This window comes from Actinoplanes sp. NPDC019969 (genome assembly GCF_055562375.1).
The window spans coordinates 446,747-471,670 of record NZ_JBVHFK010000005.1 but is presented as its reverse complement, the minus strand read 5'-3'; the positions used below and the strand labels follow the sequence as shown (position 1 = coordinate 471,670).

Below are 24,924 nucleotides of genomic sequence, written 5' to 3'. Positions count from 1 at the left end.
AATTGAGGCGCACATGACGGCCGAACTCCACACGCTGAAAGCAAGACCCAGCGTGTGGAATTGAGGCGCACATGACGGCCGAACTCCACACGCTGGGGTTGGGGTTTCAGTCGGTGGACAGGTCGCGGCAGATGGCCCAGAGGGCGACCGGAATCGCCGCCGCCGTCCAGCCGAGCAGCACCGTCAAACCCTTGACGTTGCCGCCGGAGGCGAGCGCGAACGCCGCGAACGGCAGCCCGTTGTCCATCCGGTTGATCAGCCCCTCGGCGAACAGCAGCCACGCGAACACGCCGCCCAGCAGCCACATCGGGTGCCGGACCACGGTCGTGCACAACGTGCCGAACACCGCCATCACCGGAGCCACCAGCACCGTCGACCGGTAGTGCGCGGCACTCTCGCCGACCAGCACCGGCACCCCGCTGACGGCCGCCAGCACGATGCCGTACACCGCCGCCGACAGGCACTGCGCGACGAGCACCCGCCAGCGGTGCGGCTGGTTCAGCAGCACCAGCACCATGGTCCGGTGCTGGTAGTGCTGCGCGGTCACGGTCACCGCGATCCCGAAGGCGCCCAGCCCGGCGAACAGTGACCAGGCCTCCTTGCTGAACCAGCCGAACAGCGCGGCCATGAAGGTGTACCCGATCAGCGCCAGCCACGACGACCGGATGCTCACGCTGCGGTACAGCTCGCTGCGTACGACGGCGATCATCGGCCCTCCGCCACGCTCATGAAGATGTCCTCCAGATGCCGGGCCTCGGCCACCAGCTCGTAGACCGCGACCTGCGCGGCCAGCGCGATGTCGCCGGCCTGCTCCGGGGTCAGCCCGGAGACCATCAGTGCCGGGCCGTCCACCGCGACGGCCGCGCCGTGCCGCTCGAACGCCGCCGCCAGCCGGTCCGGGTCACCGCCGCGCACCCGCAGCCGCACCGTGCCGGCCAGTTCGGCCGGGGTGCCGGAGGCCAGGATCCGGCCCTGCCCGATGATCACCACGTCGTCGACGAGGTGCTCAAGCTCGGCGAGCAGATGACTGGAGATCAGCACCGTGCCGCCGTTCGCCGCGTGGGCCCGCAGCAACTCCCGTAACCAGGCCATGCCCGGCGGGTCGAGGCCGTTCGCCGGCTCGTCCAGCACCAGCACCGACGGCTCACCGAGCAGCGCCGTCGCCACCGCGAGCCGCTGGCGCATGCCGAGCGAGTAGTCGCCGGTCCGTTTGGTGGCCGCGTCCTCCAGGCCCACGTACTCCAGCAGCCGGCCGACCCGCTCGCGGGGGAAGCCGCCGAGCATGGCCTGAGTGACGAGGTGGGCGTACCCGGACTGGCCGGGATGGCTCAGGCCCTGCTCGATCACCGCCCCGACGTGCCGGACCGGGTGGTCGAGGTCGCGGTACCGCCGGCCGTTGATCAGCGCCGCGCCGCGGGTGGGTCTCGCCAGGCCGAGCAGGATCCGCAGGGTGGTGCTCTTGCCGGAGCCGTTGAGGCCGAGCAGTCCGGTGACCCGCCCCGGCGCGGCGGTGAACGTCACGTCCCGGACGGCGTCCACCCTGCCGTAGGTCTTCGTCAGTTCCCTGATCTCGATCATCGCGGGGCATTCTGCACGGCCGCGTCAAGGCCTGTCACGGTCCGTCCGAAGTGTCCGATCACGGATAGATGGATGCGCGCGTACGCTGCGCGCACTAACCTGTCCCACCACGGGTCTCCGTTCGGTGGAAGGACACCATGACGGCTGAGGGCTCCCCAGCGCACCGCGCCTCGGACGCACGCCGGAACCGGCTGATCGCCGTCGGGGCGGGATTGCTGCTGGCGATCATCCTGCTGTTGTCGACGCTGGCGTACTGCACGAACCGCAACGACCCGCCTCCGACGGCGGGTGGGCCGAGCAGCAGCGCGCCGAGCCAGCCGGACTACCTCCCCGGCGAGCCCGGATCACCCAGCCCGGGCACGTCCCCCGGCGGCGGTGGACCCGGCGGGAGTGGACCCGGCGGCGGTGGACCGGGCGGTGGGCCCGGCAGCGTCAGCCCGGGGACGGGCGACGGCGGGCCCGGCGGCGGTGGTCCGGGCGGCGGCCCGACGGAGGAGACCACGACCCCGGAGACCACGCCGGTCCGGTCGCCGACCCCGTCCGGTGGCGTCGACGCCGGTGGTGGCGGCCTGGTCTCCGGGCAGCGGGTGGCGCTGCTGGTGACGGGCGGGTTCCTGTTGATCGCGGCGGCCGGCGCGGGAGCGTACGCGCTGCGCAAGCCCCTGCACCACCGCTGAACCGCGACATGCCCGCCATCGACGACCGCCGGATGACGCCGGTCCTTCCGCCGCCGCGGATCCGGGATCGCCGGGCGGCCGCGGTCGCCGTGGTGCTCGCGCTGCTGGGCGGCCTGACCATCGCTCTCGGCCTGCGTACCGAGGACGAGATGCCGGCACCGGCGGCTCTGACGGCCGCGCCGCCGAGCGCTCCTCCCCCGGCCGCCACGTCGCAGGCGGCCGGCTCCCCGGCTCCCACGTCGCCGGCCGCCCCCTCGAAGGCCGCGGTCACATCGCCTGCCGCGCGGAAGCCGGCCGGGATGAGGGCCTCGGCGCCGGTACGGCTGCAGATCCCCTCGATCGGCGTGGATACCGCGATCATGCCGCTCGGGCTGCGTGACGACGGCACCCTGGAGGTCCCGCCGCTGCGGGGGGACGCGCCGGCCGGCTGGTACCGGCACTCCCCCACCCCGGGCGAGGTGGGCGCGTCGGTGCTGGCGGGGCACGTGGATTCGGCGCGGGACGGCCCGGCGGTCTTCTACCGGTTGCGCGAGATCAAGGTGGGCGATGCGGTCGCGGTACGCCGTACCGACCGTTCCGTCGCCCGCTTCCGGGTGACCCGGGTCGCGGTGTACCCGAAGCACGACTTCCCGAGCGAGGACGTCTACACCCCACTGGATCACCCGGGGCTCCGGCTGATCACGTGCGGCGGGGTCTTCGATCGGGGTGAGGGCAGCTACCGGAGCAACGTCGTGGTGTTCGCGGACCCGGTTACGTAACCGGTTCCGACCGGCTTTTCGGTCAGTTTGGTTCCGGAACCCGAGGGGTTGGTCCGGATAAGAACTCTCATGCCCGACAGGTCTGCTTGACATGGTGGTTCGACGGTTGATTCTGTGACGGGCATCATTGCGATCTTGTTACGGAAGGAACCCCTCCGCATGACGAGACTCCGCCGGTCCGCTGCGCCGGCCATCGCCCTCGGGCTCGCGCTCGCCGCCGCCCCGGGCCTGCCGGCTTCGGCGCACGGCGCGGCCGGCACGCCCAGCCTCGGCTCCAACGTCACCGTCTTCGACCCGAGCATGCCCGTCGCGCAGATCCAGGCGACCCTCGACGCGACCTACGCCAAGCAGGTCGACAACGAGATGGGCACGGCCCGGTACGCGTACCTGTTCAAGCCCGGCACCTACGGCACGGCAGAGCAGCCGCTGCAGATCAAGGTCGGGTACTACACGGAGATCACCGGTCTCGGCGCGAAGCCGGGCGACGTGGTGATCAACGGGAAGGTGGAGGCGTACAACCGCTGCCTCGGCACCGACCCGGCCAACCCGAACTGCATCGCGCTGGTCAACTTCTGGCGCACCCTGTCCAACCTGACCGTCAACATCAACGGCACGGGTCAGGACGGCTGCCGGCAGACCGCCAACTTCTGGGCCGTGTCGCAGGCCGTCTCGCTGCGCCGCACCCAGTTCACCGGCGGCACCCTGTCGCTGATGGACTACTGCACGGCGGGCCCGCAGTACGCCTCCGGCGGGTTCATCGCGAACTCGAAGCTGCCGGCCACCACCAACGGCTCGCAGCAGCAGTGGCTGACCCGCGACAGCGAGGTGGAGAGCTGGTCCAACGCCGTCTGGAACCAGGTCTTCTCCGGTGTGAAGGGCGCGCCGAGCGAGGCCGACTTCCCGGCCACCCCGTACACCACCCTGGACGCCACCCCGGTCAGCCGGGAGAAGCCGTTCCTGTTCGTCGACGCCAAGGGCAAGTACCAGGTACGGGTCCCGGCCGCGAAGCGCAACACCAGCGGCACCTCCTGGGACGACACCTCCGGCCGCACCCTGCCGCTGTCGGACTTCTACGTCGCGAAGCCCGGCGACTCGGTGTCGAAGATCAACCTGCACCTGGCGCTCGGTAAGCACCTGCTGCTCACCCCGGGCGTCTACGACATCGCCCGCAGCATCGAGGTGCGCCGCCCGAACACCGTCGTGCTCGGTCTCGGCCACGCCACCCTCACCGCGGTCAACGGGGCGATCCCGGTGGACGTGGCGAACGTGCCCGGCGTGATCGTCGCCGGTGTCACCGTCGACGCCGGCCTCAAGGAGTCGCCGGTGCTGCTGCGGGTCGGCCAGAAGCACGGCCTCGGCTTCAGCTCCGCCGCCAACCCGACCACGCTCAGCGACGTCTACTTCCGGGTCGGCGGGCCGCACATCGGCAAGACGAACATCGCGCTCGAGGTGAACAGCGACGACGTGCTGATCGACCACACCTGGGTGTGGCGCGGCGACCACGGCGTCGAAGGCTTCACCAACGGCGTGAACGGCGACACCGACCGCTGGAAGACCAACACCGGCCGCTACGGCGCGGTGATCAACGGCGACGACGTGACCGCGACCGGCCTGTTCGTCGAGCACTTCCAGAAGTACAACACGGTCTGGAACGGTGAGCGCGGCACCACCGTGCTCTACCAGAACGAGCTGCCGTACGACCCGCCGACGCAGGCCGACTGGATGAACGGCAAGGTCGAGGGCTACGCCGGTTACAAGGTCGGCGACAAGGTCCGCAAGCACAACCTGTACGGCGCGGGCGTGTACGTCTTCAACCAGAACAACCCGTCGATCCACACCGAGAACGGGTTCGAGGTGCCGAAGACGCCCGGCGTCAAACTGCACCACATCATGACCGTGAACCTCAGCGCGGGCGTCATCGACCACGTGGTCAACGGCGTCGGCGAGGCCGCGGACATGACGAAGGTGGGCCAGCCGGTCTACGTGACCGATTACCCCGCCGTTCCGTGATCGAGGCTGGTGGTCACCCGTTCACGGGGCGGGTGACCACCAGCACCGGACGGCCGGCCTTCTCGATCAGGGTCAGCGGGACACTGCCGAGCAGCCGCTGCGCCACCACCGGGCGGGCGCTGGAACCGGCGACGATCAGGTCGGCCTTCTGATCCTGGGCGAACCGGATGATCTGCTCGGCGGGGCGGCCCGGGAGGACCGTACGCGAGGCCTCGATGCCCGCCTCGGCCAAGCGGCCCACCGCAAGCGTCGCCGCCTTCTCCGCCCGCTCGGTGTAGACCGCCCGCGGCAGCGGCGAGAGATGTTCCGTCTCCAGTTCGTCGACCGCGACCACGGCGACCGACCCGCCGGTCTGACGCACCAGGTCGGCCACCGCGTCGGTCACCCACGGCTGCTCCGTCTCGGGGTTTGCGGCAAGCACGATATGCATGTCACCCAAGGTACGGGTAACGTCACTAATCCGCAGTGGACCTTTTCCGGGGAGCACTCATGGCGGATGTGACCTCGCACGACTCCGAGCAGCCCACTCTCAACCGGGTCATCGGCCCGGCGCTTCTGCTGCTCTTCGTGGTGGGCGACATTCTGGGCACCGGCGTCTACGCGCTGACCGGTAAAGTCGCCAACGAGGTCGGCGGCGCGGTGTGGCTGCCCTTCCTGCTGGCCTTCGTGGTCGCGCTGCTCACCGCGTTCAGCTATCTGGAACTCGTGACGAAATACCCCCGCGCCGCCGGGGCCGCGCTCTACACGCACAAGGCGTTCGGGGTGCACTTCCTGACGTTCATGGTCACGTTCGCGGTGATGTGCTCCGGCCTGACCTCGGCGTCCAGCGCGTCCAAGGCGTTCGCCGGCAACTTCGGCGAGGCCTTCGACCTGTCGATCGGCGACGGTTTCGCCCTCACCGCGGTCGCGCTCGGCTTCATCACCCTGGTCGCTCTGATCAACTTCCGCGGCGTCGGCGAGAGCGTCAAGGCCAACGTGGTCCTGACCTGTGTGGAGCTGACCGGCCTGCTGATCGTCATCGGCGTCGGCGCGTGGGCGCTCGGCGGCGGCAACGGCGACCTGTCCCGGCTCACCGATTTCCAGACCGCGCCCGGCGAGAGCATCGCGCTGTCGGTGACCGCCGGGACCGCGCTGGCCTTCTTCGCCATGGTCGGCTTCGAGGACTCGGTCAACATGGCCGAGGAGACCCGCGACCCGGTCCGGATCTTCCCCAAGGTGATGTTCACCGGCCTCTGCATCACCGGGGTGATCTACGTGCTGGTGGCGATCTCGTCGGTCGCCCTGGTCGCCCCCGCCGCACTCGGTGAGGGCGACACCCCGCTGCTCAAGGTGGTCGAGGCCGGGGCGCCCGCGTTCCCGCTCTGGATCTTCGCGTTCATCACCATGTTCGCCGTCGCCAACTCCGCCCTGATCAACATGATGATGGCCAGCCGCCTGCTCTACGGCATGGCACGCGAACGGGTGCTTCCGTCCGTGCTGGGCCGGGTCCACCGCACCCGCCGTACCCCCTGGGTCGGGATCGTCTTCACCACCGTGATCGCGTTCGGCCTGATCTGGTTCGCCGACCTGGCCGCCCTCGGCGGGACCACCGCCCTGCTGCTGCTCTGCGTGTTCACCGTGGTCAACGTGGCCTGCCTGGTCCTCCGCAAGGACAGCGTCGAACACGATCACTTCCGGGCGCCCACCGTCATCCCGATCCTCGGCGCCATCGCCTGCGCGTTCCTGGCCAGCCCGCTGTCCGGGCGGGCCGGCGCGGACTATCGGGTCGCCGGAGTGCTGCTGCTCATCGGCGTGGTGCTGTGGGCCCTCACGTACGCCGCCAACCGCTACGTCCCCGGCGCCATCAACCGCTGACCGCGCACGGCCCGCGGGGTTTCTGCTCCGGTACGGGCGACGCCCCGTGGCCGGCTCGTACCGAACACCGCGTCTCCACGCCGTTGCTGTTCGAGACGGGTCGGCACCCACGTCGTGGCAGCTCAACGGGATGTGGAAAGCTGCCCGCTACCACATGCACCCTCCTCTCCTGTCCGGAGGCCCGATATGGCATCATTCCTCTACTTTGTCGCCGGGCTCGTGATCGGCGTGATAGGCGGCTGGCTGGTATGGGGACGCCGTTCCGGCTCCGCCACCCCGGCCACCACGGCCGCGCCCGCCGCCGAGACCACCCCGGCCACCGAGTCCGCGCCCGCCGTGGCCGTCCCCGCCACGATCGCGGCGACCACCTCGGCCGGCTCCACCACCGAGACCGGCTCCTCCGCGGCGATTCCGGTCTCGCCCGTGGACACCGTCTCCTCCGTACCGTCCGCCAACGGCTCGCTCGCCGACGCCTCCGCGCTGACCTCGGCTTCTCCGGCTGCGTCGGCGATCACTGAGGACTCGCCCGTCGCCGCCGACTCGTCCGCCCCGGTCGACTCGCCGGTCGTCGTGGACTCGCCCGTCGCTGTCGACTCGTCCGCCCCGGCCGACTCGCCGGTCGTCGTGGACTCGCCGGTTGCGGAGCCCGTCGCGGAGAAGCAGACCGAGATCGAGCCGGTCGCCGCGCCGGTCAGCGATGCCTCGCCCGTCGTGTCGGACGAGCCCGCCACCGAAGCGCTTACCGGGACGCCCGCCGAGACCTCCGCTGAGACGCGTGCTGAGACGTCCGCCGACGCTGAAGTGACCGCGACCGACGCGCCCGCCGACGCTGAGGCGACCGCGACCGAGCAGCCCGCCGACGCCGTCGTGGAGTCGACCGACGCGCCTGCCGACGCCGAGGTGGACGCCGTCGTCACGCCGGCCGCGACCGAGGGCACTGCTGGGGACGAGCCGGCGGACGAGGCCGAGAAGCCCGCCGACGCGCCCGCAGCCGCCGTCATCGACGAGCCGGCCCCCGTCATCGACGAGCCGGCCGCCGTCGTGGACGAGCCGGCCGCCGTCGTGGACGAGCCGGCCCTGAGCAGCGAGCACACCGCCGCCGACCCCGAGCCGACCCCGGTCGCCGAGCCGGAGCCGGTTGCCGCCGCTGAGCCGGTCGTGGCGCCGGAGCCGGTTGCCGCCGCTGAGCCGGTCGTGGCGCCCGAGCCCGTCGCGGCGCCGGAGCCCGTCACCGCGGTTCCGGCCGTCATCACCGCGGAGCCGGACCTCGTGGGCACGCCCGCGCCGGTCCAGCAGCCGGACGACCTGACGAGGATTCCGGGCATCGGCCCCAAGGTGGCGATCGCGCTGGCCGCGGCCGGCATCACCACCTACGCGAAGCTGGCCGAGTCCGACGTCATCAGCCTCAAGCAGGCGATCAACGCGGCCGGAATGCGCGGTTCCGCGAGTCTCGCCACGTGGCCGGAGCGCGCCCGCGAGCTGGCCGGCTGACACACCACCACAAGGGCGTGGCCTCGATCGGAGGTCACGCCCTCAGTGTTTTCCGGGCGCGACCGGTGTCGCCCAGGTCACCTGAAAAAGTTGCAAGGTGGGAGCCGGCCCGACGATGTATGCGGCCGTTCGGAAGACGCGGATCGTCGAAGGAGCCAGCATGAACGTCGCCTCCCCCACGGCCTGGAACGCCCACGCCGCCTACAGCCGCCTGTCGAGCGCCCGCGCCAAGCTCGTGACCGACCAGATGCCGACCGCCGCCGCTCCCGGCGTCATCACCGCCGACCGGGCCGCCGTCGCGAACGCCGAGGCCGAGGTGGCACGGGTCGTGGCGGCACACGCGGCCGAGGTGGCCCGGTTCCAGCGCAGCGGCCAGTTCCTCGACGTCTACGCCTGACCGAAGCCGTGGCCCAGGCAGGTTCGCCAGCCGTCGCTCAGGCTTGTCCAGCGGTCTCCGAGAGGTGTCTCAGCGACGGCTGGCGAACCTGACCGGTGCTGACGCCGCGTACCCCGCAAGCCGGACACCACCAGGATCGGACGGCGGGCGGGACCACTTAGCGGCGGGCCGGTTCAATCCGGTTGCAGCCCGTCAGAACCGCCGGTCCTCGGCGAGCCAGTCAGCCGCCGCACCCCGCGGGTCGAGGTGGAAGCGCCCGGCGAGCTCCTCGTAGACGTCCACGACCTGTCCACGCTCCTCGGTGTCGATCGCGCCGTACTTCTCGTCGATGGCGTTGAGGTCGGCGATGAAACGGCGCAGCGCGCGCTCGGCGTCCACCGGCTGCCCGGCGGCGCCGGCCTCCGCCGACTTCCGGGCCCGGGCGTAGGCCGCGCCGGCTGCCTTCGCCGCCTTCTTCGAGTAGTCCACCCACCCCTCGAACGGGTTGTCCCGCTGCTCGATCAACCAGCGATCGGACAGGGCGCCGGACACGCACAACTTCACATCGGTGTCCCGGAAACGGGCCCGGAGCGCCTTGGCGATCTTCTTCCTGGTCCAGTCGAGGTGCAGATGCCGCAGCGCGGGCAGGTCCGGCAGCGTTGCCGGGTCGAGGCCGAAGGCCGAGTTCAACTGCAGGCTGCGCAGGTACGGGTGACCGGCGAGCAGGTGTGCCTCGGTGAGCGTCCCGGGCTCACCGCCGAAGGAGAGCTCCAGTTCGGTCAGCGCGGTGAATCCGGACAACGTCGCCACGGAGAACTCACCACCGACCCGTAGCGACAACCCCTCCGCCTGGAGCAGTCCTTCGGGAATCACCACGCCGGCGCCGGCCGGCCAGAGACGAAGGTCGAGTCCGTGCCGCTCGCCGGTGGCTTCGACATGGAGTTCAGCGGCCGGGCCGTCCAGCAACAGCGTCTTGATCGTTTCCGGCAGCCGCAGGCTTCTCACCCCGGCGCAGTCGAACATCCGCAGATCCTCGACACCGCTTCCGGAGAGGTCGATGTCGCCGGCCGGGCTACGCCAGTGCACGAAACGGAACCGGGGCCGGGTCGCCAGCGCCTTCTCGAGGCCTCTGCCGGGGCCGGACCAGTCGATCGCCTTCCCCTGGGGGAACTCGTCGAGCGGCGTGAAGTCGACGGGGCCCTCCGGCGGCACCAGGGAGCTCAGGTTGAGCGCCACCATGGAACGGATCATGCGGTGGGGGCCGGCGCCGAAGTCGACGTCGATGTGGTCCGAGGGCGCCGTACGGAAGCCGAAGGCATCACTCGAAACGGGCATCGGATCATCGTAGGACCACCGGATCGGGTGGAATCGCCGACTTCGCCGTGACTATGGCACGTCGGCGGGCACACCATGGATCGACGCCCTTCCACGTGACCGGTGGGGCAACATCACCGCAGGTAGATCGACATGTGCGCGATCCAGGACAGACCGTACGACTTCGAGATCAACAACGCTCCGCTGTCGAATCGCATCTTTTCGTAATCGTCACGGGGTTTCGTGTCGCGCCTCGGCATCGCACCATGGATGACGGGTGATGCATTCGATGAGCGGTCGACGACTGGCAGTGGTCATTAGCGTCGAGCAGCACGAGGACCCCGTGTTGCGCAGGTTCGCGGTGCCGTCGGCGGATGTTCCGGCGTTCGTGGACGTGCTCGGGGATCAGACGCTCGGCGGGTTCGACGTGACGTTCCTGCGAGATCCCGGGGCGCAGGAGGCGCAGGCCCGGGTCGGGTCCCTGTTCGAGGGGCGCGACCAGGAGGACTGTGTCCTCTTCTACTTCCGCGGCGTGATGCTGACCGGGCCCGGCGGCAGTCTCCACCTGGCCGTCGCGGACACGATGATGGGCCGTCCTGCGGACACCGCGCTGGACGTCGCGCAGATGGCCGCCCTCATGCAACGGTCCCGGGCGGGTCAGGCCGTGGTGCTGCTGGACGGCAGGACCGGCGGCCCCGTCGACGCCGGTCACCAATTCCGGGCGGCCCGGTCCGCCGAGTGGCAGAGCCGGGTCGTGATCGCCTCGACCGCCCGGCTCGAACCGCCCACCTTCGCCGGCCTCATCGCCGACGGCGTGACCAGCGGCGCCGCCGACCGCGACCGCGACGGTTGGATCGGCATCAGCGAACTCTACGACCACCTGCGCGAACGGGACCCGAGCGCCCGCCAGTGGGTGTTCGGCTCCGGCCGGCAGCCGTGGCTGTCCCGGATCCGCCGCCCCGGCAGCGACCAGATGACGCTCATCGCGCAACTGGCCGTCGCCGCCGCCGGCAGCGACCTGCCCCGCGCCGCCGAAGCCCGCCAGACCCTGCACGGTCTCGCCCTCGGTGAGGGCCGGGTGGCGGCCGCCGCTTCCGCCGCGCTGCGCCGCACGTCCGTACGCCTCGCTGAACCTGCCGTCACCTTCGGCAGCGTCGCTCCCGGTAGCCGGCAGGTGACCGCGGACGTCGCCGTTCAGGGGCCGCCGCTGATCACCACGTCCACGGTGACCACGTCCGTACCGGGCCTGCACGCCCGCCTCGACGGGAACGTGCTGCGTGTCGCCTGGTTCCCGACCACGGGCCGGCTGGACGGCACGGTCACCATCGACGGGCCCGCCGGAACCGCCGGCCTCACCGTGACCGGTGAGGTCACCGCCGACGCCTGGACTCCGGCGACGGGAAACGGCAGCCCGCCGCCCGGGTCCTCCCCGCCTTCCGCTCCGTCTCCGGCACAACCGGCCTCCGGCGGTCCGCCGATCCCGGGCTCACCCGTCGCACCGGCCGGCTGGCCGGGTGCCCTCTGGCCTGGGGAGACTCCGTCCGAGGCCGAGGCGTGGCCGGACGAGTCACCGTCATGGCCGGGCGAGAGCACGACGCCGGCAGGCGCCGGCTGGCAGGACGCCGCACGGCAACGACCGGAGCCCACCGCCGCTTCGCCGACGGCAGACGCATCTTCCGGTACGGCCGGAGCACCTCCCCAGCCCCCCAGCGCCCCGCCGTCTCCCACCTTCAACCCGGCCGACCCCGCCCGGGCCAGGGTCGGCACGCCGGCCGCCGGCGCTTCGCCGTGGGCTCCCGTCAGTGGGCCGCCTGCCTCGCAGCATCCGGCCAACAGGCCTTCGGCACCGGCCGAAACGTCGCCGCCGAAGGCCGGGGAGCCGCTGACCGCATCCGCCTTGCCGGACCTAGCGGAAATGCAGGTTGCGGAAACCGCGAGCGCACCGCCCACCGCTGTGCCACCGACACCGCCGCCTGCCGGGACCCCGAGCACAGCGCCCACTACGCCGTCGTGGGCACCGGTCGAGGGCACATCTGGCGAACCGCAACGGTCTCCGGCAGACGGTGCAGCGGGTGTTCGGGCGGCCGTAGACAGGCCTTCGGGTGGACTGTCATCCACACCCACGGACGCTGAGGTCGGCACTGCCGACAGTGGCCGCGAGGGGTCCGCGGGTATCGCGGCAAGCCCGACGGATCAACCGGGCGATCCGCTGATCGCGCCAAAGGCAACTGTCCGCGGGAGTGTTCCGCTGTCCGGCGCCGGAGAACTGCCGACCGTGCCCCGCGAGGATCCCACCGCAGCGGCCACCACTCCCGCGAGCGCGGGGCCGAACATCGCGCATCCGGCACGCGCCGCCGAGCCGGTGGAGGCGGAGTCCGCAGGTTCGGCGGTGGAGGCGAACGCAGCGTCCGTGAGGTCCTCCGACGACGGCTCAGCCGGGCCAACGGCGACCGGACCGGCCTCCGGCACGCCGGCTCCGGGCGACACTCCCGGAATCGGCGACAAGATTGCCACGGGTGACGCCGTTGATCAGCCGGTCCTTGGAGCCGGTCCCGGTGTCGGCAGTGCGCCACCCGCCGACACGAGCCCCGGTGCTACCAGCAGCAGTGATAGCACTGGGAAGGGTGACGCGGCGGATACACGCGCCGAGCGCGTAAAGGCGTCTGGTGCGGGCGGATATGTCGCCGGCGGGCGGGATGCCCGGCAAACCGATGACACCGAACGGGAGCAAGCCGATGGGACGAGTCACGGGGATGCCGTCGCGGACAACGCGGTAGCCGAAGACGACGCGTCCCCGGTCGGTGCCCTGAGCGGCGGGGACCGGTCCCAGCGCCCCGAAGCTGAGCGCAGTGGTGAATCGGCACTTGGTCACGCTGATGCGGCGACCGGTGCCGCTGAAGTGACGAAGGCAGAACAAGCCCGGGCCGCTTCGTGGATCGACGACGACACGCCCGGCGAAGGTGAGACCGTGGGGACGTCCGGCGTTTCGGCCGGCAACGGATTGTCGATTCCCTCGCCGCGGCAGCCCGCTGACGAATGGGTCGGGCTCACGCCGCGGGAGGAGCAGGCGGTACCAGGGCAGGACAGGATCGTGGAGAACGACCCCGCTCTGGTGACCGGCGCTGTGGCGGCGGGTGCGAGCGCCATAGGGGGCGGCGACCCTACGGCGGTGTCGGGAGCGGGCACCGGGCCCACAGCGACTTCGGGTGCCGGGGGTCACGTCGGACGCAGTTTGAGCTTCGGTGCTCTTCGTGGCCCGGCGGAGTCCCGCGACACCGGTGCCGACCGGGGTTCCGGAACCACCGGCGAAGGCGGGGGATCCGGCAGCGATCCCGGATCGAGCGCCGGCGGACCGGGGGGCGACGCCGGGCACGGTAGGGATTCCGCTTCCCACCACGGTGAAGGGGACGACATGGATCCCGCTGCGAGAGGTGAAGGGCACGACACCGATCCGGCCTCCGGTGATGAAGGGCGCGCGGGGGAGCACGATCCCCGCGGTGGAGGGCGCGACGGAGACGCCAGCGGCGCTGAGGACACCGGCTGGGGAACCCGGTCCGGTGCGGGAGCGGGCTCGGGCGGATGGGGGTCTGCACGGCCGAGTGGACCGTGGGCTGCCTCTCCGGCGGCTTCGGGTGCGGCCGGTCCGTGGCCGGGTGTCTCAGACCCGGGGCCGACGTCCGGGGCGCCACGTACCGGCTCGGCCCCCGAGCAGAGCGGACCGGTTCATGGTGTTCCGTGGCCGCGGAAGCCGGAACAAGGCGGGACGAACGGGACAGCCGAACCAGGATCCGGTGGTACGGGTCCCGCATGGTCACAACAAGGTTCGACAGCACCGGGCACCACCCCCGCAGCCGGCCGTCCGGATGGCCAGGACCAGGGCGGACAGCCGGGTCAGGGCATTCGGGGATTCGGCGAGCAAGGAACTGCCGGGGTACGGTCCGGATCACCGGCCGCCTGGCCGGGAACGGACCCGTGGGCCCAGAGCCGGGACGACCGGCCCGGCCCGGGACAACCCGGCGGCCCGCGGCAGGCAGACGGACGACCGGCGGGTTCATGGCCGTCCGGCGACACGACTCCAGGCGCGGATCCGGCAACCGCAACCGGCGCGCGGCCGGCACGCGGACAGACCGCGGACACGAACCCGGCAACCGGAAACCCCGGGGCCGACACGAACCCGTCGGCCGGGTCGCCCGTAGGCGCATGGCCGGGGACCGAACAGGGCGGTGGCACACCACCAGCCAGCGGGCAGCCCACGGGCGCATGGCCGGGCAACGGGCAGACCGAGAACATCCCGCCGGTCAGCGGCCAACCCGCAGGAGCATGGCCGGGCAACGGGCGGACCGAGAACATCCCGCCGGTCACTGGGCAACCTGCGGGGGTGTGGCCGGGCGGCGGGCAAGCCCAGAACAGCCCGCCGGCCAGTGGGCAGCCCGCGGCACCGTGGCCGGGAGACGGACAGACCGAGAGCCTGCCGCCGGTCAGCGGGCAGCCCGCGGGCCCATGGCCGGGCAGTGGGCCGGCGGCGGCACCGTGGCCGGGCAGTGGGCCGGCGGCGGCACCGTGGCCGGCCAGCGGGCACGCCGCGGCGCCGTGGCCGGGCGGTGGGCAGACCGAGAACATTCCGCCGGTGAGCGGGCAGCCCGCGAGCCCGTGGCCGGGCAGTGGGCCGGAGGAGAACACCTGGCCGGTGAGTGGACGACCGGGTGACGGGCAGGGCAGGACGGGGTTCTACTCGCCGGACGCGCCCGGGCATCCGGCGGCAGGTGGCGGTTATCCGGGTGGGCCGGCTGACACGACGTATCCGCTGGGTTCGGGCGGAACGGGTTACCCGTCGGCCGGCGATCAGACCGGGTACCACGCGGGGCCGGGACAGACCGGCTATCCGACCAGCCCCGGGCAGGGCGGATATCAAACAGGGACCGGGCAGGGCGGCTACCAGACCGGCCACGGGCAGGGCGGCTACCAGACCGGACCGGGGCAAGGCGGCTATGGGAGCGGGGACGGGTATCCGCCGCCGGGTGAAGGTGGGGCGGGCGGTTACCCGTACCCCCAAGAAAAAGCGGGACGTCGCCGCCTCGCCCTGGTGAGCGGAGTTGTCGTGGCCCTGATCCTGTTGGGTGGCGGGGCGTACGCCGGGGTGCGGTACGCGCTGGCCGGCGACGATCCGGAAGCCGCCCCCACGCAGACCGCAGCGACCCAGCCGGCGCCGGGGCAGACCGGTGGGCAGGCGCCGAGCGGGCCCGCGACCGAGCCGGCCGGGACCGCGGAGCCGCCGCCGGCGAGTCTGGCGACGCCGGTGGTGGTGGGGCGGATCGGGCTCGGGCAGGAGCCGGAGGGTGTGGCGGTCTCGCCGGACAACAAAACGATCTACGTGGCGGATCAGAGTTCCAAGGATGTGCACGTCGTCGATGTGGCGAGCAAGCAGATCCAGGTGGTGAAGGTGCCGAACACGCCGCGGTTCCTGGCGTTGTCGGCGGACGGTGGCCGGTTGTACGTGTCGCTGTTCGAGAGTGACTTCACCGGGAACGGGCTCGCGGTGATCGACACGGCGAACCGGACGCTGTTGAAGACGATCCGGACCGGGCCGCGGCCGTTCGAGCCGGCGGTGGCGCCGGACGGGAAGGTGTGGCTGCCGATCCACAACGGGGCGCGGGTGGAGATCTACGACGACAAGTCGCTGACCGAGGCGGGCCGGATCTCGGTGCCGCCGAACCCGCACTGGATCGCGTTCACCCCGGACGGGAAGACCGCTTTCACCGCCAACCACGAGTCGAGTCAGATCTCGGTGGTGAACGTGGCGGACCGCCTCGTCCTGAAGAACTTCAAGGTCGGCAAGTCGCCGCACGCGCTGGCGGTGACACCGGACGGCGCGAAGCTGGTGGCGACGAACTACGACCTGGACACCGTGGAGGTGTACGACACCGGCGACCAGCGGCTGATCCACAAGGTGAACGTGGGCCGGGAGCCGCAGGCGGTGATGATCTCCTCGGACGGCAGGCACGCGTACGTGGTGAACGAGGGCTCCGACAACATGTCGGTGATCGACCTGAACACCGGCAAGGTGGTGTCGACGGTCGCTGTCGGGGACAGCCCCCGGGTGAACGCTATCTCCCCGGACGGGTTGCGGCTCTACGTGACGGACGGGCGGGGGAAGACGGTCACGGTTCTGCGGACGACGGAGAAGTAGGGGGAAGGAATTCCCGGCACCAGGCGCGGGCCGCGTCGATCAGGGTGAGCAGGCTGCGGCCGAGCGGGGTCAACTCGTACTCGACGTGGGGCGGGTTGGCGGGGTACTCCGTGCGGGTCACCATGCCGTCGCGTTCCATCGCCCGCAGCGTCTCGGCGAGCACCTTGCGGGTGATGCCGCGCAACGGCACGAGCAGCTCGCCGAACCGGCGCGGGCCGTCCTCCAGGCACAGCACGATCATCGACGTCCACTTGTCGCCGACCCGCAACGGCACCTGCCGGGTCGGGCACTCGGGGGCGAACATGTCCGGTCGAAGGGCGGTCACGAAGCCCAGGCTAGCGCCGGTATCGTTGCGGTAACCAGACACCTGTCGATTAACGTCCGCGCCATGACCAGCATCGTCATCTTCGGAGCGGGCGGCCGGGCAGGCCGTGCGGTGACCGCCGAGGCCCAGCGCCGCGGCATCCACGTGGCCGGCGTCGTCCGCGAGCCCGACAAGCACCACGACCTCACCGCGGACCGGACGGTTCGCGGTGACCTTCTCGACGCCGGCGCGATACCGGATCTCGTCGCGGGCCACGACGCCGTGATCAACGCGGTGTCGCCCGCGTCCGGCCCGGACGATCTGAGAGAACTCGACGAGAAGTTCTACGTGCGTACGACCGACGCGCTGTTGCACGGGCTGGAGTCGGTGGGCGTACGCCGCCTGATCGTGATCGGTCTTTTCGCAAACCTGACCGACGCCGACGGGAACCTGCTGCTGGACGATCCGGCCCAGCTGCCGCAGCAGTTCCGCCACTTCGCCGTGGCGCACACGGCCGGCCTCGACCGGCTGCGCGCGGCCACCACGGACGTGGACTGGCTGGTGCTGACCCCGCCCGCCCAGCTGGTCGCCACCGCCCCACGGACCGGCCGTTACCGGACCGGCGGCGACGTGGTCGCGGGCACGACGCTGTCCTACGACGACCTGGCCGTGGCGGTCGCCGACGAGATCGAGAGCCCGCGTCACCACCGCACCCGCATCGCGGTCTTCGACTAGGCCGGCAGTCCGTCCAGGACCTGCCGCAACGCGGTGGCGGCGCCGGCCTCCGGGCGGGCGTGGCCGTGGCGCAGGTGGACGAGGTAGCGGCCCGGTGTCGCCGTGGGCTGGACGAACGGGAGGCCGCGGGCGTACGGGAACTCGTCGTTCGTGCTGAAGTGCAGGACGTAGTGGCTGGTCCAGGGGTGGAGCGCCCGCAGCCGCGGCTCGTGGAAGGCGAGGGCGACGAAGTCCCGCAGGCGGCGGCCGATCTTGTCGTCGCAGTGGTTCTCGTAGAGCCACAGCCAGCTGGCCTCCCGCCGGTCGCCGCGTTCCCGGGCCTCGGCGAGCGCGACCGAGCCGAGGAACGGCCAGGCCGCGGCGACCTCGCCGGGCCGGGCCCCGGCCAGCCACTGCCGGGCGGCGGCCGCGCAGGTCGCCAGGTCGGGGGCGATGCCCTGCAGCGCGGTGAAGTCGTTCGTGCGCAACGCCAGGCGGAACTGTCGTTTCCACGGGCTCAGCAGCAGGTCGGCGTGCCGGCCGCCGGGGTCGCCGGCGGATGCCTGCCGGGGCGAGTACTCGCCCTGGCCGGGCCGCACCGGCGGGCCGGCCGGGAACTCGGCCTGCCAGGCACGGCAGGCGTCACCGAGGGCGACGACATCCGGGTACCACCGGGCGGCGTCGCCCCACTCCCCTACTGTCATCGATACATCATGCTCCGAAGCGGGCGAGGGCGAAGCGCGGCTCGGGGCCGGTGTCGCCGAGGGCCAGGGCCGCCGTCATCTCGCCGATGACGGCGGCGAACTTGGCGCCGTGGCCGGAGCACGGGGAGGCAAGAACGATCGGTCCGACCCGGTCCAGCACGAAGTCCTCGTCGGGCGTGCTGGTGTAGAGGCAGCTCGCCTCGGCGACCGGCTCCGGTTCCAGGCCGGGCAGGAAGTCGCGGACGTACCGGACGATCAGGTCACGGGAGGCCGGGTCGATCCGGCGGTCGCGGGTGGTGGCGGTGGTCGGCAGGCCGCCGTCGTGCTGGGCCACCTTGTACGCCGGCCGCGCGCCGCCGTCCGATCCGGACGGCAGCGCGTACACCTGCACCTCGCCCAGGTGGATCGAGGTGGGCCACGCGGTGGCCGGGTCCCGGAACGGGAAGTGGAAGACCTGCTGCTGGGTGACGGTCAGCGGCGGCAGGGGCACCGGCACGACACCGCCGGACTCGGGCAGCCACGGGCCGGCGGCGACGACCACGGCGCCGGCGGCGATGACCGGGCCGTCGCCGGTGCGGATCAGCACGCCGTTCGGGACCGGGCTGATCGTGGTGACCCTGGTGTTCTCCAGGACCGTCGCGCCGAGTTCGGCGGCACGGCGGGTGAACGCGTGGACGGCGGCGTCGGCGTTCAGGTAGCCGGATTCGGGGTGGTACAGCACCGGGCCGGTGAACCGCATGCCCGGCCAGCGTTCGGCCGCCTCCCCGCCGGTGAGCAGCGAGCACTCCAGGCCCTCGGCGGTGAACCGCTCCGCCAGGCCGGCGGGATCACGGGCGGCGCCGTGATCCACGGCGCCGGTCCACCGGACGAGGGGAACGCCGGTGTCCTCTGACGCACGGGCCCACGCTTCGTTGGCGCGCCCGGTGAGCCGCAGATAGAACGGGTCGGGGTAGGCGCGCCGCACGATCCGGGACGACCCGTGCGAACTGCCGTTGACATGCCCGATGGTGTACGCCTCGACGAGCGCGACCGGCACTTCGCGGCGGGCCAGCGCCCACGCGGTGGCCGTACCCGTCAATCCGGCGCCGACGACGGCGACCGCAACCCGAAGATCAACATCCACCGCACGAAGCCTAGCGTGAAAGGCTGGCCGGCATGAGTCAGCGATTCCACGACCTTCACGCGTCCGGCACGTTCGTCATCCCCAACGCCTGGGACGCCGGGTCGGCCCGTCTTCTGGAGAACGCCGGCGCCGCCGCCGTCGCCACCACCTCGTCCGGGCTGGCCGCGAGCCTGGGCAAACTGGACCAGCAGGTGACCCGGGACGAGCTGGTCACCGCGGTGGCGGCGATGGCGCGGGCGATCGCGGTGCCGCTCAGCGTGGATTCCGAGCGGCTGTTCGACGACCCGGCCGAGACCGTGGATCTGCTCGCGGAGGCCGGCGCGGCGGGCGTGTCCATCGAGGACTACGACCCGGCGGCCGGCAGCGTGGAGCCGCTGTCGGTGGCGGTCGAGCGGGTGGGTGTGGCGGCCGAGGCGGCGCGGCGGCACGGGCTGGTGCTGACCGCGCGGGCCGAGGGCCTGCTGTACGGGCAGGGCGACCGGGACGACGTGATCACCCGCCTGGTCGCGTACCGGGACGCGGGCGCCGGCGTGCTGTTCGCGCCCGGCCTCAAGGACGACATCGAGGGCTTCGTGACGGCGGTGAAGGCGCCGGTCAACGTGCTGCTGCTGCCGGGGGTGCCGAGCGTGCCGGAGCTGGCCCGGGCCGGGGTGCGGCGGGTGTCGGTGGGTGGCTCGCTGGCGTGGGCGGCGTACGGGGCGTTGCGTGACGCCGCGCGGGAACTGCTGGACACCGGCACCGCCGGATACCGGTCCCGGGGATTGACGCCGGCCGAGGTGACGGCGGCCTTCGGGGGCTGATCCCCGGTTCGTGCCAACCCCACCGGCCCTCCCAGGCGGTTCACAGCATTCCGGCTGGGATGGCCGGTATGGCCAGAATGAGGACGGGAGCGTGGGCCGCGGCGGCGGTGCTCCTCATCGCCGGGATCGGGGTGGGTACGGCGGACACGTCGTCACCGCCGCCGCTGGCCCTGGTCGCCGTGGGAAAGACGGTCACCGCGGACCGCCTGCCCGGCGGGACGGTGCGGTTCGACCTCGGCCTGCGGGTGGTCGCGGGCCGGGAGCCGTTCGAGGTACGCGCCCGGCGCGCCGGTTACGACAGGCCGATCCTCGCCTACCGGATCGTCGAGGTGGACGGCGAGAAGACCCGCGTCCCGCTGCCCTCCGGCATGATCACCGGCCTGGGCGGCCTGAGCGACTTCACCATGATCACCGTCACCGACGGCTCGGGGCGGAGGGTCGCGCACTACGGCGCCCGGTTCTGCGGCAACGCCGCGGTGACGGAGCGGGCCCGGCGGGACGCTCCGGACGACAACCCGTACCCGGTCCGCTGCGGTGGGGAGAACCCGTTCGCGCTCGGCGCGGTCTGGGGTGTGCAGGCCGGCTGGCGCGCCGCCGTCCCGGATCAGCCGGAGTCCCCGCTCAGTCTGCCCGCCGGGCGGTACACGGCCACGGCGACCGTGGCGCCGAAGTATCAGAAGGCGTTCGGGATCCCGGCACGGAACGCCACCGCGACGGTCGAGGTGACGGTGGCCGACGCCCCCTCCTCCGCCCCGGTGGACCCGCCGGCCTTCGCCGCTCCCCCGGCGCCGGTGGCCCGCCCGCCGATCCTCGGCCGTATCCCGATGGACGGCCCCCGGCCGGATCTGCGGTCGCTGCCGGCCTGGAACGTCGCGGTGTCGCGCACGTCCGGGCGGTGGCACCTGAGGTTCCGCGCGACGATCTGGAACGCGGGCACGTCCCCGCTGGTGGTGGACGGGACGTACCAGCACCTCTTCGACGCCCAGGGCCGTCCGATCGGGGCCCGCCGGGCCGGGGATCCCACCGGGCTCGTGGGGACCTCGCTGCTGGACGCCGGCCGGAACGTGGTCGCCCGTGGCCGCGCGGAGGCGTTCTGCCTGGCCGGCACGGACCCGGTCGACTACACGATCGCCGGCGCGCGGTGGCGCCCGGAGAGCACGTGCACGACCCTGGACGTCGGCAACGGCGCGACCACCACCCGGTCGTTCGACATCACGGGCCTGCCGAACGGCGCCTACCAGCTCAAGGTCGCCGCCGACCCGGACGGGCATCTCGCCGAGCGGTGCGCCACCGACAACACCGCACGTCGCACGATCGTTCTCGGGGGTACGCCCACCGCCCGCACCGTGGACGTCGCGCCGGTGCACGGCATCACCGGCTGAACCGGTCCCCGGTCCGCTCCTCGAGGAATCCGGGGTCCGGCTCGCGGCCCAGGCCCGGCACGGTGGGGACCTCGGCGAACCCGCCGGTGCAGACGATCGGCTCGGTGGTGATGTCGCGGGCGTAGTACTTGTCGGAACCGGACACGTCCGACGGCAGGGTGAAGCCGGGCAGGGAGCTGAGAGCGACGTTGGCGGCACGGCCGATGCCGAACTCGTGCATGCCCCCGCACCACACCGGCATGCCCGCGTTCATCGCGATGTCGTGCGCTTTCCGCGCCTGGGTGAGCCCGCCCATCCGGGAGACCTTGATGTTGAGGATCCGCCCGGCCCGGAGTTCCAGCGCCGTGACCAGGTCGTCGACCTCCTCCACCGACTCGTCGAGGCAGATCGGGGTCCGCAGCCTCTTCTGCAGCGCCCCATGGGCCACCAGCGCGCGCGGCGCGTAGGGCTGTTCGATCATCAGGAGCCCCAGCTCGTCGAGCCGCTGGAAGATCGACACTTCGTCCTCGGGATACGCCCCGTTCGCGTCGACGTGGAGCGGCGTCTCCGGGAATGCCGATCGAACCGCGCGCACCGGCTCGGCGTCCCATCCCGGCGCGATCTTCAGCTTGACCCGCCGATACCCCTCGGCGACCCGCCGGCCCACCTGTTCGAGCAGGTCGTCGATGGTCGGCTCGATACCCAGCGACACACCGGCCTCCACCTTGGCCCGCTGTCCGCCGAGGGCTTTCGCCAGGGGTACGCCCGAGACCGCCGCCCACAACGCCCACGCCGCCATGTCGAACCCGGCTCGGGCGAAGTGGTTCCCGCGCACCTTCGCCAGCGCCGCCGCCAGCTCCGACGGATGCTCCCAGCGGGTCGCGCGCACGATCGGCGCGAGGAACGCCCGGGCCACCGCCCAGCAGCTGTCCACCGTCTCGGCCGAGTAGAACGGCCCGCTCGGCGAGGCGATCTCCCCCCAGCCGACGGCCCCGTCCGTACCGGTCAGTCTGACCAGGATGTGCTCCAGCTCCCGTTTGGCGTGCGAGCTGGTCCGGAACTGGTGGACGAGCGGCAGCCGCACCCGGCGCAGCTCGACCTCACTGATCTCGATCATCGTTCTCCGCGTAGATCCGCAGCTCGGACGCGAGTTCGTCGCGGTCGCGCAGGCGCCGGCCGGCGCCCTTCGAGCTGGCGATGGTCAGGGTGGCGAGCAGGTGCAGGGCGAGCACGACCGAGGTGGGCGAGTTCGCGTACGAGGCGCTGTCCGAACCGATCACGATGCTGGTCGTGGCCAGATCGGACAGCGGGGTGTCGTCGGCGTCGGTGATCAGCACCAGGTCGCCGCCGCGCCGGGCGTACGCGCCGGCCACCTCCACGGTCTCCCGGCGATAGCGGGACATCGACACGGCCACCAGCAGATCGCCCTGGCGGATGTCGCTGAGCACGTCCAGGGCGCGCAGCGAGCCGTCGCCGATCAACTGCACCCCGGACAGGCCGGCGCTCAGGTCGCTGGCCAGCATCGACGCGTAGGCGAGCGACTTGCCGTACCCCAGCAGCCACCGCCGCCGGGCCGAGACGATCAGGGCGGCGGCACGCTCGATCGCGTCCTGCTCGGCCGCCCAGGCCAGGGCCTTCTCGAACTCGGTGCGCTGCTGCTCCAGGACCCGCTGCTTGAGGACCTGGGCGGAACGGCGCTGCACGTTGCGGTCGAACCGCTCGGACGGGGTGGATCGGTGCGTCGTCACGCTTCATTCTCGAACGTGTAGACGGCCTGGCCCGCACCGTCCCGCTCGACGCCGGTCAGGCGGGCGCCGTCGTCGAACCGCTCGGTCAGCCGGGCGCGCAGCACCGCCCGGTCGGACAGCGCGGGCGCGGCGAACCGGTCGGTCGCGGGGGCCGCGACGGCCGGCACCGGGGCTCCGGGTTTGCGGGCGTGCCACAGGTCCCAGCTGACCAGGACCCGGTCGGTGCCGTCGCCGTAGTAGTCGGGCAGGAACCTGATCCCGGCCGCGCCGAGGACGGCGAAGTTGAAATGGGCGTTGCGGAGGGCGTACGGATCGAAGGTCCACCGCATGGTCCGCGCACCCGTCGCCCGGGCGACCTCCGCCTGGGCCTGCTTCAGCAGCCGCCCGACCCCGTGCCCCTGCGCCTCGGGGGCGACCACCGCCGCCTGCGAGTAGTGGTACAGCTCGCCGCCGTCCACCCCGGTGAACCCGTAACAGAAGCCGGCCATCCGGCCCGCCTCGTCGAGTGCGCCGATCACCGAGCCGGAGTTCTCCCGGAGCGCGGCGAGCAGGCGCGGGCTGACCCCGAACTCCGGCCGGGTGTAACCGAAGACCGACCGGTAGAGCGCCGCCGCCGCGAGCAGCTCCCCCGGCGCCTGCAGACTGCGGACTTCCATGGCCGGCCCCCTGGCAAAGATACGAAACGTATAACCGCCATCCTGGCAACATCATCGCTCGTTGACAACGTCATGGTTGCAACTTAGCGTTCGCATATGTCGTCAGCCGCGCTTGAGGCGCTGCACCGCTACACGGTGCTCGAGTCACCCACCGGGGACCGGAAGGCGCTCGCCGCCCTGGCCGAGGTCCTCGAAGCCGACGCCGCCCGCGCCGGTTTCCACACCGCCCGCGACAGTCATGCCACCGGCGACCACCTGATCTGGACGCTGCCCGCCCGCGGCGCCTCGGGTCCGCCGATCCTGCTGCTCAGCCACTACGACACGGTGTGGCCGGTGGGCACCCTCGCCACGATGCCGTGGTCGATCGACGGCGACGTGATCCGCGGGCCCGGCGTCTACGACACCAAAGCCGGCATCGCCGCCCTGCTCACGGCAGTCTCCACCCGCACTGTTCAACCCCATCCCGAGGTACGGGTGATCGTCGTCGCCGATGAGGAGATCGGCTCCCCCACCGCCGGTGATCTGGTGCGCGCCGAAGCCGTACGGGCCCGGGCCGTCCTCGGCCTGGAACCACCGCACCCCGGCGGCGACCTGAAGACCGGCCGGCGCGGCAGCACCCGCGCCCGCATCGACGTCACCGGAGTGGAAGCACACGCCGCACTCGACCCGGACGCCGGCGCCAACGCCATCGACGAACTCGTCGACCAGCTGATCCGCGTCCGATCGCTGGTCGCGTCCCGCCCGGTGCTGCTGAACACCGGCACCATCACCGGCGGCGGCCGCACCAACGTGGTCGCCGGCCGGGCCCACGCCGACCTGGGGCTGCGCTTCACCGACCCGGACGACGAGACCGCCGTCCTCACCGCCCTGAACGGCCTGCGGCCGGTCCGCCCGAAGGCCACCGTGACGACACGGCTGCTCTCACACCGGCCCACCTGGCGACCGTCCCCCGCCGGGGCGGCACTGCTGGACCGGATCCGTGCCCTCGCCGCCACCATCGGCCAGACCATCGACGGCCACCCGGCCGACGGCGCCGCCGACACCAACACGACCGGTTCCCTGGGCCACCCCACCGTCGACGGGCTGGCCCCACCGGGCGGGGGCGCCCACGCCCGTACCGAATGGGTCTCCGCCGCCGGCCTCGCCGCCCGCACCACCCTGCTCACCACCCTCCTGACCGGCCTGACCGCGCCCTGACCCGCGACCGATCCACCCAGCCGTCGCCCAGCCGCCCTTCGGGCACCGCAAGACCGGCCTCACGTACGGCCG

The 24,924-nt window shown here is 72.2% G+C and carries 22 protein-coding genes; 11 read left to right on the top strand and 11 right to left on the bottom strand.

Going from position 1 to position 24,924, the window contains the following annotated elements; all coding sequences use genetic code 11:
• Positions 1-106: 106 nt before the first annotated feature.
• Together ACZ3II_RS18350 and ACZ3II_RS18345 are read right to left on the bottom strand one after the other, a co-directional pair.
• Positions 107-709 carry a hypothetical protein gene (locus tag ACZ3II_RS18350; protein ID WP_465518844.1) on the bottom strand — a complete coding sequence of 201 codons (603 nt, stop codon included), beginning with the start codon at positions 707-709 and terminating at the stop codon, positions 107-109.
• On the bottom strand, positions 706-1,578 hold the full coding sequence (locus ACZ3II_RS18345; RefSeq protein ID WP_465518843.1) for an ABC transporter ATP-binding protein: 873 nt from the start codon (positions 1,576-1,578) through the stop codon (positions 706-708). The genes ACZ3II_RS18350 and ACZ3II_RS18345 overlap by 4 nt, the downstream gene beginning before the upstream one ends.
• 137 nt (positions 1,579-1,715) lie before the next feature.
• Here ACZ3II_RS18345 and ACZ3II_RS18340 point away from each other — a divergent pair, with 137 nt between their 5' ends.
• From ACZ3II_RS18340 to ACZ3II_RS18330, 3 genes are all read left to right on the top strand, one after another.
• A complete protein-coding gene (locus ACZ3II_RS18340; RefSeq protein WP_465518842.1) occupies positions 1,716-2,255 on the top strand; it encodes a hypothetical protein in 540 nt (179 codons plus the stop codon).
• An 8-nt stretch (positions 2,256-2,263) separates the two neighbouring features.
• The gene (locus tag ACZ3II_RS18335) at positions 2,264-3,013 is read left to right on the top strand and encodes a class F sortase (RefSeq protein WP_465518841.1); all 750 of its coding nucleotides are present in this window, start codon (positions 2,264-2,266) and stop codon (positions 3,011-3,013) included.
• Between the two features lie 159 nt (positions 3,014-3,172).
• Complete coding sequence (locus ACZ3II_RS18330; RefSeq protein WP_465518840.1) at positions 3,173-5,023, top strand: adenylyl cyclase; 1,851 nt, start codon at positions 3,173-3,175, stop codon at positions 5,021-5,023.
• Between the two features lie 13 nt (positions 5,024-5,036).
• On the opposite strand, the gene ACZ3II_RS18325 is transcribed toward ACZ3II_RS18330, so the two are convergent.
• Positions 5,037-5,453 (bottom strand): universal stress protein, encoded by a 417-nt coding sequence (locus ACZ3II_RS18325; RefSeq protein WP_465518839.1) that lies wholly within the window; start codon positions 5,451-5,453, stop codon positions 5,037-5,039.
• 59 nt (positions 5,454-5,512) lie between these two features.
• Here ACZ3II_RS18325 and ACZ3II_RS18320 point away from each other — a divergent pair, with 59 nt between their 5' ends.
• The 3 genes from ACZ3II_RS18320 (at position 5,513) to ACZ3II_RS18310 (ending at position 8,765) form a co-directional block, all read left to right on the top strand.
• A complete protein-coding gene (locus ACZ3II_RS18320; RefSeq protein WP_465518838.1) occupies positions 5,513-6,877 on the top strand; it encodes an APC family permease in 1,365 nt (454 codons plus the stop codon).
• A 219-nt stretch (positions 6,878-7,096) separates the two neighbouring features.
• Positions 7,097-8,368, top strand: coding sequence for a helix-hairpin-helix domain-containing protein (locus ACZ3II_RS18315; protein ID WP_465518837.1), 1,272 nt, complete (start codon positions 7,097-7,099; stop codon positions 8,366-8,368).
• 160 nt (positions 8,369-8,528) lie between these two features.
• Complete coding sequence (locus tag ACZ3II_RS18310; RefSeq protein ID WP_465518836.1) at positions 8,529-8,765, top strand: hypothetical protein; 237 nt, start codon at positions 8,529-8,531, stop codon at positions 8,763-8,765.
• 192 nt (positions 8,766-8,957) lie between these two features.
• Here the strand turns inward: ACZ3II_RS18310 and ACZ3II_RS18305 are convergent, their stop codons facing one another.
• Positions 8,958-10,079 carry a hypothetical protein gene (locus tag ACZ3II_RS18305; RefSeq protein ID WP_465518835.1) on the bottom strand — a complete coding sequence of 374 codons (1,122 nt, stop codon included), beginning with the start codon at positions 10,077-10,079 and terminating at the stop codon, positions 8,958-8,960.
• Positions 10,080-10,248: 169 nt separating this feature from the next.
• On the bottom strand, positions 10,249-11,310 hold the full coding sequence (locus ACZ3II_RS18300; protein ID WP_465518834.1) for a hypothetical protein: 1,062 nt from the start codon (positions 11,308-11,310) through the stop codon (positions 10,249-10,251).
• A 3,375-nt stretch (positions 11,311-14,685) separates the two neighbouring features.
• Here ACZ3II_RS18300 and ACZ3II_RS18295 point away from each other — a divergent pair.
• Complete coding sequence (locus tag ACZ3II_RS18295; protein WP_465518833.1) at positions 14,686-16,245, top strand: beta-propeller fold lactonase family protein; 1,560 nt, start codon at positions 14,686-14,688, stop codon at positions 16,243-16,245.
• On the opposite strand, the gene ACZ3II_RS18290 is transcribed toward ACZ3II_RS18295, so the two are convergent.
• The gene (locus ACZ3II_RS18290) at positions 16,217-16,570 is read right to left on the bottom strand and encodes a winged helix-turn-helix transcriptional regulator (RefSeq protein WP_465518832.1); all 354 of its coding nucleotides are present in this window, start codon (positions 16,568-16,570) and stop codon (positions 16,217-16,219) included. The two genes, ACZ3II_RS18295 and ACZ3II_RS18290, sit on opposite strands and share 29 nt — an antisense overlap.
• A 63-nt stretch (positions 16,571-16,633) precedes the next feature.
• Between ACZ3II_RS18290 and ACZ3II_RS18285 the strand changes: the two genes are divergently transcribed.
• Positions 16,634-17,284 (top strand): NAD(P)-dependent oxidoreductase, encoded by a 651-nt coding sequence (locus ACZ3II_RS18285; RefSeq protein ID WP_465518831.1) that lies wholly within the window; start codon positions 16,634-16,636, stop codon positions 17,282-17,284.
• Here ACZ3II_RS18285 and ACZ3II_RS18280 read toward each other — a convergent pair.
• Both ACZ3II_RS18280 and ACZ3II_RS18275 read right to left on the bottom strand, forming a co-directional pair.
• Positions 17,281-17,967, bottom strand: a complete 687-nt coding sequence (locus tag ACZ3II_RS18280) for a DUF6193 family natural product biosynthesis protein (protein WP_465518830.1) — start codon at positions 17,965-17,967, stop codon at positions 17,281-17,283. The two genes, ACZ3II_RS18285 and ACZ3II_RS18280, sit on opposite strands and share 4 nt — an antisense overlap.
• Positions 17,968-17,974: 7 nt before the next feature.
• Complete coding sequence (locus tag ACZ3II_RS18275; protein WP_465518829.1) at positions 17,975-19,090, bottom strand: FAD-dependent oxidoreductase; 1,116 nt, start codon at positions 19,088-19,090, stop codon at positions 17,975-17,977.
• A 32-nt stretch (positions 19,091-19,122) separates the two neighbouring features.
• Here ACZ3II_RS18275 and ACZ3II_RS18270 point away from each other — a divergent pair, with 32 nt between their 5' ends.
• Positions 19,123-19,890, top strand: coding sequence for an isocitrate lyase/PEP mutase family protein (locus ACZ3II_RS18270; protein WP_465518828.1), 768 nt, complete (start codon positions 19,123-19,125; stop codon positions 19,888-19,890).
• Positions 19,891-19,967: 77 nt separating this feature from the next.
• Positions 19,968-21,272: a lysyl oxidase family protein gene (locus ACZ3II_RS18265; RefSeq protein ID WP_465518827.1), complete on the top strand. Its 1,305-nt coding sequence runs from the start codon at positions 19,968-19,970 to the stop codon at positions 21,270-21,272.
• On the opposite strand, the gene menC is transcribed toward ACZ3II_RS18265, so the two are convergent.
• Genes menC through ACZ3II_RS18250 form a run of 3 tightly spaced genes read right to left on the bottom strand, consistent with a single transcriptional unit; the run spans position 21,262 to position 23,655 of the window.
• Positions 21,262-22,368 (bottom strand): o-succinylbenzoate synthase, encoded by a 1,107-nt coding sequence (gene menC, locus ACZ3II_RS18260; protein WP_465518826.1) that lies wholly within the window; start codon positions 22,366-22,368, stop codon positions 21,262-21,264. The genes ACZ3II_RS18265 and menC overlap by 11 nt on opposite strands.
• On the bottom strand, positions 22,352-22,999 hold the full coding sequence (locus ACZ3II_RS18255) for a MurR/RpiR family transcriptional regulator (RefSeq protein ID WP_465518825.1): 648 nt from the start codon (positions 22,997-22,999) through the stop codon (positions 22,352-22,354). The genes menC and ACZ3II_RS18255 overlap by 17 nt, the downstream gene beginning before the upstream one ends.
• Positions 22,996-23,655 carry a GNAT family N-acetyltransferase gene (locus ACZ3II_RS18250; RefSeq protein WP_465518824.1) on the bottom strand — a complete coding sequence of 220 codons (660 nt, stop codon included), beginning with the start codon at positions 23,653-23,655 and terminating at the stop codon, positions 22,996-22,998. Before ACZ3II_RS18250 ends, ACZ3II_RS18255 begins: the two co-directional genes overlap by 4 nt.
• 96 nt (positions 23,656-23,751) lie before the next feature.
• Here ACZ3II_RS18250 and ACZ3II_RS18245 point away from each other — a divergent pair, with 96 nt between their 5' ends.
• Positions 23,752-24,852 (top strand): M20/M25/M40 family metallo-hydrolase, encoded by a 1,101-nt coding sequence (locus tag ACZ3II_RS18245; protein WP_465518823.1) that lies wholly within the window; start codon positions 23,752-23,754, stop codon positions 24,850-24,852.
• Positions 24,853-24,924 lie beyond the last annotated feature (72 nt).